This window comes from Mucilaginibacter sp. SG538B (assembly GCF_013376065.1).
GTDB classification, from domain to species: domain Bacteria; phylum Bacteroidota; class Bacteroidia; order Sphingobacteriales; family Sphingobacteriaceae; genus Mucilaginibacter; species Mucilaginibacter rubeus.
This window is the reverse complement of record NZ_JABMJI010000001.1, coordinates 697954-710595: the sequence shown is the minus strand read 5'-3', so window position 1 is coordinate 710595 and position 12642 is coordinate 697954. Positions and strand designations below refer to the sequence as shown.

Genomic DNA, 12642 nt, shown 5'->3' with positions numbered 1-12642 from the left:
TTTTATAATGATCGTTTAGTGTCGCTATTGTCCGTTACCTGTTTAAAAAACACCCAAACCTCACCTTTCCGGGTGCCGGGCACACCTTCCTGGTATTTCTTCATCAACCTGTTCCAATCATTTACCCGCGGATTATTTTCGATGGTTTTAGGATTGAGGTCCTCAAGCTTTTTTCCTTTCGGGATACTGATCACCAGCATCAATCGGCGCCCATTCCTGAACACCAGTAATTGCTGAAAACCTGCATTACAAAAACCATTGGAGACCTCGGGCCAATTTTTAAACTGCGTGGCGTGATAATCGATGTATTCGTGTTGCATGCGCTCATCAGCAACAAGGTTTGCTGTTAGGATAATGTTGTCCCATTGTTTGGCAATGCCCTTACCACCGCAACGAAGCCTGCGGTCAAAATCATAAAATGGATTACTATAAACCGTAACCTGGCATGAGGGGTAGGCTGCCTGGGCGTTTTTTTTGATGGATGCTGTGTTTAAATGCTTGCCATAAACTATGAGATGGTTATCCCAATGGTAAACGGCCGAAGCCGGCAGCCCCTGCTTGCGGGCGATATTCAACAACGGAGCGTAGTTGAGGTGCTTACCCTGCGGACCAGTCACTTCAACAATAGTATAAGGATTTGAAGCTGCCTTTATATTCAATGCAGGCAACAACAAGACCATTGTAAACCATACGATATATGCTCTTAATACTTTCATTCTGTTTTATGATTGATGGGCCAATTATCCTGATTTACCTTACGGTATTGAAACAGGTAATTATAAGTCGCTTCCAACCCCGCGGCATTCTTTACAGCAGCATCAACCTGCGGACCGTTATTTTCCCAAACATTACCGGGTCCATTAGCATTCTTCAGGAATTTATCTGCCGGGCACCAGTTGTTTTTTATGGTGATGTATGACGAACCTTCGTCGGTATACAGGTAAAACCAATGCTGTGGATCATGCGCGTAAGGTGCTTTGTAAATGCTATCCACATAATTATCACTGATAACCGAACCGGGCTGTGCAGATAGTGTGTAGATGGCCGCCACATCGTACATATTGCGGGCGTAATGGTGGATTTTATTGGCTATGATGCGGTTATCGCTCATGGCGTTAATAGTCTTAGTCCATCCCCAGCCCATACTGATGCCGGTGTAGTTTACATCGCAAACCTCGTTATGCGTTATGCTGATACCCCTAACATAACCCGCGCCGATGCCGACACAGCCCCAGTCTTCATTAGTAGCATTGGTGATTAAATTATTGGCGATGGTATCATTGGTGCAGATCTCCCGTTTATCGCCTGGGTTATAAGGCAGGTGCACTTCCTGTGCCTCGTCGGAGTATACACCGTCAAGTATCGCGGTGCCGCCAATATCTTTAAACAGGCTGCCTTTAATTATATCATTATGTGTGCCGCGCTGAAAATCCAGTCCGGTTGAAGCCATATGCTCAAAACCGCAACCGTCGAAGGTAATATGTGAAGCATAAGCCACCTCAACCGCTGCCTTTGGCCTCCCAACCCATGCCTGGTTTTCCAATCCTTTTTTATCGGGCGTACCGGGAATTTTCAGCTTGTAAGCATCCAGCATATACATCCCGGCCTGATGCGGCACCAGGCCCTCTTTGGATGGCCGTAACCAGCTGCTGTGTTCAAAGCCGATATTCTTAAAGCTGATATAATTAACGGGGTTATCAAGGGTACCCTGCATTTTAACGAGGGTTTCCAATTGCGGAACGATTACCGTGGCCATTTGCAGATCTTCGCCCTTGCGGGGGATGTAGTAAACCTTGTTAGTCCTGCGATCATGATACCACTCACCGGGTTTATTCAAAAAGCTGATAGCATTGTTGAGATAAAACGCCGAGTTTCCCGTTTTTTTGGAGATCCAGGGTGCGGGCCAGGGGTGTTCTGACTGGATGCGGCTTTCGGGCTGATAAAATGACAAGCGCGCGCTATCGCCCATTACCTTAACAGTCTTAACCCGTAAAATAGCAATAGCCCACCACTGGTGGATAAACATCTCCATACCTTCAAGGTGAGATGTGTCCGCCGACGCCGACCATGGAATCACACAAGTTTGCGTTTTATGATCCCAGGAAAGGATGCGGTTCATAAACGGTGCTTCGGTATCCCTGGCGCGGACTGCCTTTTCATTATTAACCCATAGCTGCCTGAACTGCGAAGGTTCATCCCCAATAACCGGGGCATCGGCGACCCATACCTTGCCCTTGGCTTCCGCCGGCAAACCGGGGACTGCATAATCAACTTTATTCCAGCCGTTTACTTTAATACCGCCGCTTAAAATAGTTTTACCAATGCCGCCTCCCTCAATAATGGTTGGGCTATCGGCAGTACCAGAATCTTCAGGGCGGATAAATAACGGTTCATCTAACGTATAAACTCCAGCCGCCACTTTGATATAAATGCCACCTTTTATTGATGGATCATTTAGCCGTCTCAGTTCACGGGCTTTCCTGATGGCCATGGCTACAGTTGCCATCGGCTGTTCGCGGGTGCCGGTATTTGTATCGGAGCCTTTAGGCGATACCCAGATTTCGGCCGCAAAGAGGCTACCTGTCAAACTAACATTTAACAGCATTAACAAAACAACTATGCAGCGGATATTCATTTACGTTAATTACTTAGCCTGAAATATTGATTTTACATAGGTGGTATTCGCGCTGAAATTCCACTTCACGTTACGTGGGTCTTTGGCATCGCGAGAGCGTTCAATCACTAACCAGCCTGTCCAGCCCATTTTATCTAAAGTGGCTTTTACATGCTCCATGTTGATTTTAGGGTCGTTTTGCAGCCAAGTGCCATCATCGTTGGTACAATGGATCTGAATGATGTATTTTTTACCCAAAATTTTCAGCTCGCTATCCAGATCGCGGCCGTTCCTGATGGCGTTTTCAAAATTGAAATAGCTTTTGATGGCAGGCGAGCCTATATCTTTCAATAGCTGCAACTCGCCTTTGGCATCCAGCGCTGTTTCAATGCCTATTACAACTCCTGCCTTTTCGGCTATTTTGCCAACCTCTTTCAGGCGGGAAACAATAGCCGGGCGCAGTTCTGGAAACTTCACCAGGTCGCCTTTGATGCCCATTGGCAAAAAGCCAACTTTAACCCCCATTTGCTTCATGGTGTTGATACAGTCGGTAACAGCTTTCACCGCTGTTGGCCGTTCGGCAAATGATTGGGCGAAAAAACCGGTCATGCCCATGGATGGGATTTCCAGGTTCAGTTCTTTTGCCTTGTTCAGGAATACATTTCTGATCGAATCCTTCGCCAGTTGATTATCAAATGTTTCGCGGTCGCCGAGGCCGCCCATATCTACTTCAACACCATCAGCACCAATCTCCTTAGCCAGTTGAAATGCACTCAACTTTTGCCGTTTAAGGATCATCAAATCAACTACCGCTACTTTATAGCGCTGCTTTAATGAGGTTTGAGCCATTGCAGGAATACAGAAGGTGCATACCATTATCGCTATCCATAAACTTAATATCAACCTGTATTTCATAACTTATTCTTTGTTGCCTGCGAAAATACTTTCTGTAACTGATCAAAACCTTTGATGGCATTGGCGGGGAGCTTTTCGCCTTTATTCCCAAATACATACATGGCAGGTTCTTTTTCAATGGTGACTTTATTATCATCGAAATTGCCGCTACTGTCTTTAATTTTATTAAGATCCAAGTGAAAATTTCTAGCTACGAAAGCATACAACGCAGCCCTTTTTGACGGCCCGAAATCATGGCCTTCATTGGGCAAGTGTACATTCTCTACTTTGTTTGTAACCCCATAATAGCCATAGATCTTTTGTAGGTAAGGAAAATCATGCTTGGGCATATTTGCAGTCCAGTCCTGCCCGTCGGAGATCAGGAGTTGAGGCCTTGGAGCTGCCATAGCTGCCAGTTCTACATTATCTGTTCCGTTGCCGCATTGATGGATAGGCATGCCGCTTTCGCAAGGACATCCTCCATAAAAATAAGATGACACCGACACCACCGGAGCGCTAAGTTTGATCCGGTCATCCAGGGCAGTCATTAAAACGGTATGGCTTCCGCCTCCCGAGCCGCCGCTAATGCCAACGCGTTCCGGGTCGGTTTCTTTAAGTGAAAGCACATAATCCAATATCCGGATGGCGCCAAGCGCCTGGATGGTCTGTGCCAGGCTGCGGCGATGGTCTTCATCCTTAAATTGCAGCAATGATTCGCCCCAGGCAAAAAGATCATAACTGTAAGCCATCGCCCCCATCCGCGCCAGCGATGCGCAACGGATCTGGCAATCAGCACGGTAACGCTGATGTTCCCAGTGCCCGTCCGGACTTAAAATCACCGGGATCTTCCCTTTTATTTTGGATGGCTTATACAGCGAACCATTAATGTATAATCCGGGCAAAATTTCAATAGCGATATTCTCAACCGTGTAACCATCAAAAGTTCTTTTAGGGGTAATGATGGGTTTGGAAGCAGGCTTTGCAGGCAGAGGTGACAACTCCAAAGCTTTATAAAGCTGAGGTTTTAATATCGCTTCGCGTTGCTCCCAGGTATCACGGTCGTGATATTGAGCGGCTATCCTGTCAAGTTCCTTCCAGCCATCGCTTACCGACCAGCGGAAGTATTCATACTCTTTTAATTTATACCTGCCGGGAGCCTCTTTATTCACCTTCAAATCGAGCGGGGTAAGGATGTTGGCAAGTGTGGTATCCACATTGGGCCGGAAGCGCCATTGGGCATAATTAACCCATTTGCCCTCAACCTGGGCGGTAGTGTATCTGATCTTTACATGATATTTGTCCTGCACTTCATCAAGCACCTCCTTCAGGGTTTTCCTGTACATGGCATCGGTAGTTTGCTGCGCATGCGCGGCAAAACTCATCGCTGTGAGGCAGGTTAGTAGTGTGTAGATCAGTTTTTTCATTTTTTTATTTTTTTGTAGAGACGCATCACATGCGTCTCCCGTGTGCCAGTCATATTCGCTTATCCTAAAGGAGACGCATGTGATGCGTCTCTACATTTTACCGTATTATCACGTCCCATCAGGGTCTCTTGCAGAGGACCCTGATGTACACGCCATGCAAATTCACTGTTCATACGGAGCTGTCACCCTGAGCCTGTCGAAGGGTCGCGCGTAAAGGCCCTGCCCACCATGCTTCGAGAGCCTCAGCATGACACCCCGTTAATTTGCTGCCATTTCCTCCACCTTACAAATCCTTAGTCTCCCCAACCGGTACCGGCGGCGTATAACCATCCACCTTTGGCCAAATACCATCCTTTATTTCCTTCATTTCCAATTTCGACGGATCAATAACAACATGTTTTATCTTTTGCCTGCGCCAGGTGTAAACTACATGCACCATACCATCCGAAGCTTGAATCACCGATGGGTAAGAATACTGGCTGATTGGTGAATCCTCCAGGATCGACGCTGCGTACCAGGTAATACCATCTTTAGATACAGCGACATTTAATGGCGTGCGGGCACCTTTAGCCAGGTTTCCCGGCGGCAAAACGTGGTTATAAACCAATAACTGCCTGCCATCTTTCAAGGTTACCGCGTCGGTACCGGAATTATTATTTGGCAGACTGGTCTTTTCCAAAGGCGACCATGTTTGTCCCCCATCTTTGGACCATGTGCTCAATATCGCCCTGTTCTGACTGCGGCAAAGTGCCTGCAGCCGGCCATCTTTATAAGTTAAAATACTCGGTTGTATAGCTTTCATATCCTTGCCATCGCTGATAGGGCCTATCATTGTCCAGTTTTTACCGAAATCTTTGGTGGCCTCAAAATGCACCTGCCATGCTTTGCCTTCGGTACTCACCGGACTTAACAGCGTACCGTTTTTCAACAACACCGGTTTATTTTTAATCGGCCCTAAAAAGCCATCGGGCAAAGCCCTTTGCTCCGACCAGGTGATGCCGCCATCTTTGGATGTTTTTACAAAGCCTTTCCATTTTGCCGGGCTTGGGCCTATTTTGTAGTAAAGCTGTAATTCGCCTTTAGGCACCTGGTACAATACCGGGTTCCAGCAGGCATAGCGTAGGGTATCGTTTTGAATGCCATTGGCTACATTAATACCCTCGGTCCACTTGCCGTTAACAAACCGGCTAACCCAGATACATACGTCGGGGTTGCGCTCTTTGGTGCCGCCAAACCATGAGGCTACAATACCGGTTGGTGTTTCGGCGATGGTTGCTGCGTGACATTCGGGGTAAGGTGCTTTTTCATATATAAACTCGTCCTTCACAATCCCCTTGCGCCATGGGTTCTGGGCATAGGTATTGACCATGCATAAACAGCTTACCGCACCGGTGAACAAGATTTTCTTTAGCTTCATAATATTATTTTTGAGTAGCAACCTTATCTTTTGCCGCTTTATCAGCTGCCTTTTTCGCGATGATCGCTTTGGTATAATCGCCGTATAGTTTGTGCCAGTTACGGCCGTTGCTGTTGAGGTATTGCTCGTTTTTGGTTTTGTAGATTTCAAAAATGGCCGATACCTGTTTGATATTCTTAAAATCGACAGCCTGTTCGCGGGCCTGCTTCAGGTTAGCGAGGATCGCTGCTTCTTCAACAGTTGTCAGATCCGGTACAATCGCTTTATAACCGGCCAGTGTAAAGGCTACCTTACCAATGGTGTATTTATCAAGTACGGCTTCAACCTGTTCTTCGGTAAGGTCGTTACGCAAACCAGCCATGAGGTTTTCATGTACCGATTTTGGCAGCGACGAATTAATGATAATCTGCCTGTCCATAGTACTCAAAGCTTTGCCGGTAGCCGGATCAATACCTGCCGGTACTGACTCATACGAATGACTGTTATTCCAGTCGCGGATGGCTTTGAGGTGGGTTGCAATTACATTTTTCACCCGGGTAGCCTTTGCTGTGTCCGTAAGCGACAAGGAGGCAACCCAATCCGAGGCTTTCTTATCCACTTCAGCATCGGCTTTGGCCAGTGCTTCGGGAGATGGAGCTGCTTTAGTTGCCTGTTGTCCCTGGGCTTTCAACGTGCATGACAGCGATAGTAAAACTATCAGCATAGCACCCGCTCTATTTAATTTTTTCATATCAATACTACGTTAATATTTTACTTCAAAATCATAGTCCCCCGAACCAATGCTAAGCACCGCTCTCCCATTGTCTATTTTCACTGGTTTAATATCTTTCATGGCTGATATTTTTTTCCCGCCCTCAGTTACTTCATTCATATTTTTTGCCGGCACATAAACCAATGCCGAACTATTTGGCGGCACAGTAACATGCCAGTTAAAACTTCCCTTAGTATGGGTATAACTGCTTTTCACAATACCATAAGCCGTTTGGTATGAGGTATTAACACTATCTAAACCATTAATAATTGAAGGCTGCATAACCACTTGTTTAAAACCGGCATTTACCGTTTTTATCCCGGCTATGTCCTGATAAAACCAGGCAATCAGATCGCCAAGCAACATGATGTGGTTGCGTGAATTCATGGCCGGGTTGGCGGTATCGCCGTTCCATAGCTCCCAGATAGTGGTTGCCCCCCTTTCGGCCATATAGCCCCAGCTTGGGTAGGTGGTGTTAGAGGCAATTTTCCAGGCCAGATCGGGTCTGCCAAATTCGGTAAGGCCGCGCATGAGCCACTGCGTGCCTATTACGCCGGTACTGATATGATCATGGGCTTCGTTGATCTTAGCCACAATATTTTTAAATACTGCCTGTTTATTGGCTGTTGGCGTGATCCCGAAATACAATGGCAGCAGGTTGGCGGTAACCGTATTGTTGCTGTATTTAGATGTGGCTTTATTAAAATACTTATCGTTAAACGCCCTGGCTACATTTTGCTTCGTACTGGCAAAAAACTGTGCATCAGCAGGTTTATGCAACATTGTCGCAAACTTTTTCATCAAGCCGGACAAGTGATAGTAATAAGCTGTAGCTATCAGCTGTCCGTTAGTATTCAATGATGAATCTTTGGCGTGGATCAGCTCTAACGATTCGGGGGGTACACACCAGTCGCCATATTTATCTTTGGTGACGATGTTATTTTTCATGTACTTAACCCGCATGTAATCCATCCATTTTTTCATGGAGGTGTAATGCTTTTCAATGGGCGCTTTATCGGCAAACTGGCGGTAAAGCATATCGGCCACCAAGATATAAGTTCCGGGCCAGGTCATGTTATCGCTGTAATAATTCCAGTAAGCAGGCGCCACATCAGGGATGGCACCATCCGGCTTTTGCGATTGCGCTATATCATCCAGCCATTTAGCATAGAAATTACCGTTGGCAAATACAAAGCTCTCGCCAAGCGAACCTACCGCCCTGTCGCCCAGCCAGGGCATGCGTTCGTTACGTTGAGGGCAATCTACAGGCATACCTTTGTAATTGCTCAGGATGCCCCAATATGCATTGTGATAGATCTCATTGACGATAGCGTTAGATGTTTCAAAACGACCTATGGTCGGCAAGGCATCGTAAACTACCTGTCCTTCAAAATCGGCCAACTCGGGCTTACCGGGATAACCGCTAATCTCCACATACCTGAAACCGTGATATACAAATACCGGATGCCAGGTTTCTTCTGCCCCACCTTTAAGTGTATATACATCGGTTACTTTGGCATCACGAAGATTTGCAACATAAAGTTCATTGTTGGGTTGCAGTGTTTCCGCATAACGAAGGGTTACTTTATCGCCCCGGTTTCCTTTTACACGCATCTGTACCCAACCCGCCATATTTTGCCCCAGATCCAGGATCCATACATCTTTTTTAAGCTGAGTTATATTAATAGGTTTGATGATATCCATCACCCTGATCGGCTCGTTCATCTGCGCGTCAAGCTTGCCACCGGGAGCCGGCACCAGTTCGGCTTTAAGCCATTGGCTGTCATCAAAACCCACGCTGTTCCATCCCGGAAACCCTTTAGTGGCATCATATTCTTCGCCATCATACTCGTTATTGGTGCGGATGGGGCCATCGGCAGTAAAATGCCAGTTGTCATCGCTTATGATGGTTTGCTTTGTCCCGTCAGTATATTCCACCTCCAGTTGCAGCAGCATTTTAGGAAACCCAAATTCTTTGATCTTTTTAGGCTTATATTTTGGCCGCATGGTAAAATAACGGCCGTTGCCCAATACCGTTCCGATGGCATTATCGCCTCGTTTCAGATAACCCGTAACATCAAAAGTATTGTACTTAACCGATTGGGTATAGTCGGTAGGTGCTTCGGCCAAAACCTGGTCGCCGATGGCTTTCCCATTCACATACAGCTCGTAATGTCCCAAACCAACTATATAAGCAGTGGCGCGTTTGATCCCTTTATTTAAACTAAACCCGCGACGGTAATACCGGGCCGAAAGACGAGAGAACTTGGAGATGCTATCCCAGGCAAAACCACGATCGCAACCAATCCACTTAGCTTTCCAGTCAGTAGGGTTCAAAAGCCCTACGCTCCATTTAGCTGGTTGGCTCCAGGCACTTGCTCCATTGTTTGTCCAGACCCTGACTTTCCAGTAACATGCAGCACGGCTGCTCAACACTTTGCCCGCATAGTTGATCATGATAGATTCAGCAGACTTTATTCGATGCGAGTCCCACAGATCCCCCTGCCCTTCCGTTAGCTTTTCGGGAGATGAGGCCACTAAAATTTGATAGGCCACCTGGTTGGTATTCCGCGTGTCGCTGGTGATCTGCCAGCTAAGCCGGGGCTTACCGGTGCCGATGCCTAAAGGATTATTCAACATTTCACATTTTAGGTTTTGCAGGCCGATATGCGCATCCGCATAGCAGTTGCCCAGGCAGGTTAACATAACTGCCACAGCCAAACTGATATGTGCGAACCTTCTCATTGATTATTTACCCGAAAAGTCGAAATACAGGTTCAGCGAAAGCGCGTCTTCTATATTCCTGTCGTAATTAAAATATTGGTTTTTTTGCCCGCCCGGACCCAGTTTTTCAGGCTTTTGCGATTTGGTGCCTATCGGCGTTATGCCATGCATAAACGAGATATCGCCCGATGGGAAGGCCGGAGCTGTGTTGTAAACCTTTGCCGGATTTGCAGGTGTAAACAGGCGCATAAAGACATCGCGGCTGTTGCAAACAATGGTTACCGGCTGCCCGGTGGTTTGCAATTTCATCCAGTACAGGTTGGAGTAATAGCCTTTAAACTCCGGGTAAACAACTTTACCCTGCCCAGTTATGGTATTGTTGTAGGTTTTATCCCAAACCCCCAATGATGTACCTTTCGTACGGTTTTTCCATACCCTGTAAGGACCATCGCCCATGTAGGTAACACCTTTGATATCTTTTTCGGGGAAGGAAAAATTAACGCCCATTAATGTGGCATCCTCACCAATTGGCCAGTATTTAACATCAAGCTGCACCCAGCCCGATGGGTAGATCGTCCACCTCAACAAAGGCTCGGATTTTTTGGGCGGGAATACGGCTTCAACCACGAGGTTATCGCCTTCGTAATGATAGCTGAGCTTTTCAAAACCTGTTTGATCCTGCCCTTCAACTAACACAGGACCATTGTTAAAAGGGATATCGCCCTTGGCGTTTTTCACACTAACCAATATGCCCGAATTGCGGTTAAACGCCAGCTCGATCCCGTTACTGGTTTTCACCTTGTACAGCGAATCTGTTTCAGCAATTACAGCCTTGCTTCCGCCGGTTTTGGTAATGATGCGCTTAGTGATCTTATCATGATTGCTCACCGGGAAGCTCCAGGTAAACAGTTCATGCTTGTTTACGTCAAGGGCAGATACATAAAGCACATCGAAATTCTGCCAATCTTTAGGTAATTGTAGCTGCAGGTTTCCATACTGCCCCGGCGCAACATCTGGTGAAGCAATAGTACCTGTTTTATTTACTGAACTGGCTCCATTAAGTGTTGCCAGTTTATAGCTGAATGTGCATTGTTTAAGATTTGTATAGGAATATCTATTCTCTAAACGTAATGTTCCATTGAATGCCGGAGTTATTTCGCGGGGTTCGAGATAAACCGGGCTCCAGATTTCCTTAATGGTATAATAACTGCCTTCTTTTTCATGGTAAGGGCCAACAATACCATCGGGACCATGATCGCCATCGCTGTCCAATTCTCCGTTTTTATCGGTACGCACCACAGCTTCATCGGCAAAATCCCAGATAAAACCACCTGCCGAAATTGGTGTATGCCACATTTGTTTCCAGAAATCATCCAATCCGGCACCCGCGCCGCCATCGTACAAGCCGTGTAAAAACTCGGTCGGAAAAAATATATCGTGACCGTTTATACCTGTATTGGTACCGTAGTCATAATTGATATAATGCTGGGTATTTGTTCCTCTGAAAATCCCCCATGGATGGATTAGCGGGCGTTTTTGAATATCGAGTTCATCAAACCAATGATCGAGGTTAAAATTAAACCCACCCTCATTACCATTGTCCCACAGCACGATGGACGGATGATTGATATCTTTTTCGATCATTTCCTTAGCCAATTTTGAACCAACCACATCATCATAGGCATGGTGCCATCCGGTAAGCTCGTCCAATACAAAAAGGCCCAATGAATCGCATACGTCCAGGAAATGATCATCGGGCGGATAATGCGACATCCGTACCGCATTCATGTTCATATCCTTCATCAACTGAACATCCCCGATACTTACTTTTTTATTTAACGCCCTGCCTGTGGTTGGCCAAAACGAGTGACGATTTACGCCTTTAAATTTGATTTTTGCGTTGTTTACATAAATGCCATCATGCTCCCTCAACTCAACCGTACGGAAGCCAATCCGTTGTTTTACAGCATGAACGGGCTTACCACTTTCATTCAGCGTAAACACCACATTATACAGGTTAGGAAACTCTGGCGACCATAATTTCGGCGAAGCAATATGTGTGCTGATATTGGCAACAGTGTCACCCGCATTAACTTTTATAGAGAAAGGAGCACCAAATTTTTGCCCCGCCAAGGTATACACCTGCCCTGTTACTGTGCCGCTTTTTACAGATACCAGTTTTAGTTGCGCTTTTAAATTACCATTAGCTTTAGCGTCAACGGCATAGTAACTGATGTGCGTTTTAGGGGCAGCTTCTAAAAACACCGGCCTGAAAATTCCACCGAAGATCCAGAAATCACCTTTACGTTCGGCCGCGTTTACCGATGCATTGGTGGAGTGTTTGGATACCGTAACCTCAAGCAGATTGGATTTGCCGTAGTTAAGCAACGCACTTACATCATATTTAAAACGATAAAATGATCCCTGGTGAATTGGCCCGGCCGATTTACCGTTTAGCTTCACCTCTGTGTCGGTCATCGAGCCATCAAAAACAATGTTTATGGCTTTGCCCCGCCATGACGCCGGCACATTAAACTCATACTTATAAAGCCCTTGTTCCTTGCCTCTTAAACTATCCTTAGCAAGACCGTAGTTGTATTTTCCAAAACCCTGAAATTCCCAGTTTGAAGGCACCGGGATCGTTGTCCACTTGCCTGAATTGTTGCCCGCTGTACAATAAAACTGCCAGTTTACGGTATGGTCGCTCCCTGTACCCGACAGGAACAGCTTTTGTGTTTCCTGGGCACGGCTTACCGACCAGTTGATGACAAACAGCAAAGCAATCCATATTTTAAAGCAGGCAGATCTCATTTATATA

8 protein-coding genes are annotated in these 12642 nt (G+C 46.3%); all 8 read right to left on the bottom strand.

What is annotated here, in order from left to right; translation table 11 throughout:
- Positions 1-2: 2 nt before the first annotated feature.
- The 8 genes from FHW88_RS02795 to FHW88_RS02760 all read right to left on the bottom strand — a co-directional run bounded on the left by FHW88_RS02795 (position 3) and on the right by FHW88_RS02760 (position 12635).
- Positions 3-716, bottom strand: a complete 714-nt coding sequence (locus FHW88_RS02795; RefSeq protein ID WP_176622995.1) for an L-rhamnose mutarotase — start codon at positions 714-716, stop codon at positions 3-5.
- The gene (locus FHW88_RS02790; RefSeq protein WP_255485201.1) at positions 713-2635 is read right to left on the bottom strand and encodes a hypothetical protein; all 1923 of its coding nucleotides are present in this window, start codon (positions 2633-2635) and stop codon (positions 713-715) included. Before FHW88_RS02790 ends, FHW88_RS02795 begins: the two co-directional genes overlap by 4 nt.
- A gap of 9 nt (positions 2636-2644) precedes the next feature.
- Positions 2645-3529 carry a sugar phosphate isomerase/epimerase family protein gene (locus FHW88_RS02785; RefSeq protein ID WP_176622993.1) on the bottom strand — a complete coding sequence of 295 codons (885 nt, stop codon included), beginning with the start codon at positions 3527-3529 and terminating at the stop codon, positions 2645-2647.
- A complete protein-coding gene (locus tag FHW88_RS02780; RefSeq protein ID WP_176622991.1) occupies positions 3526-4932 on the bottom strand; it encodes an alpha/beta hydrolase family protein in 1407 nt (468 codons plus the stop codon). The genes FHW88_RS02785 and FHW88_RS02780 overlap by 4 nt, the downstream gene beginning before the upstream one ends.
- A 283-nt stretch (positions 4933-5215) precedes the next feature.
- Positions 5216-6349 carry a sialidase family protein gene (locus FHW88_RS02775; RefSeq protein ID WP_176622989.1) on the bottom strand — a complete coding sequence of 378 codons (1134 nt, stop codon included), beginning with the start codon at positions 6347-6349 and terminating at the stop codon, positions 5216-5218.
- Positions 6350-6353: 4 nt separating this feature from the next.
- Positions 6354-7079 (bottom strand): DUF3826 domain-containing protein, encoded by a 726-nt coding sequence (locus FHW88_RS02770; RefSeq protein WP_255485200.1) that lies wholly within the window; start codon positions 7077-7079, stop codon positions 6354-6356.
- Positions 7080-7091: 12 nt separating this feature from the next.
- Positions 7092-9845: an alpha-L-rhamnosidase gene (locus FHW88_RS02765; RefSeq protein WP_176622987.1), complete on the bottom strand. Its 2754-nt coding sequence runs from the start codon at positions 9843-9845 to the stop codon at positions 7092-7094.
- A gap of 3 nt (positions 9846-9848) precedes the next feature.
- Positions 9849-12635 (bottom strand): glycoside hydrolase family 2 protein, encoded by a 2787-nt coding sequence (locus tag FHW88_RS02760; protein ID WP_176622985.1) that lies wholly within the window; start codon positions 12633-12635, stop codon positions 9849-9851.
- Between the last annotated feature and the right edge of the window lie 7 nt (positions 12636-12642).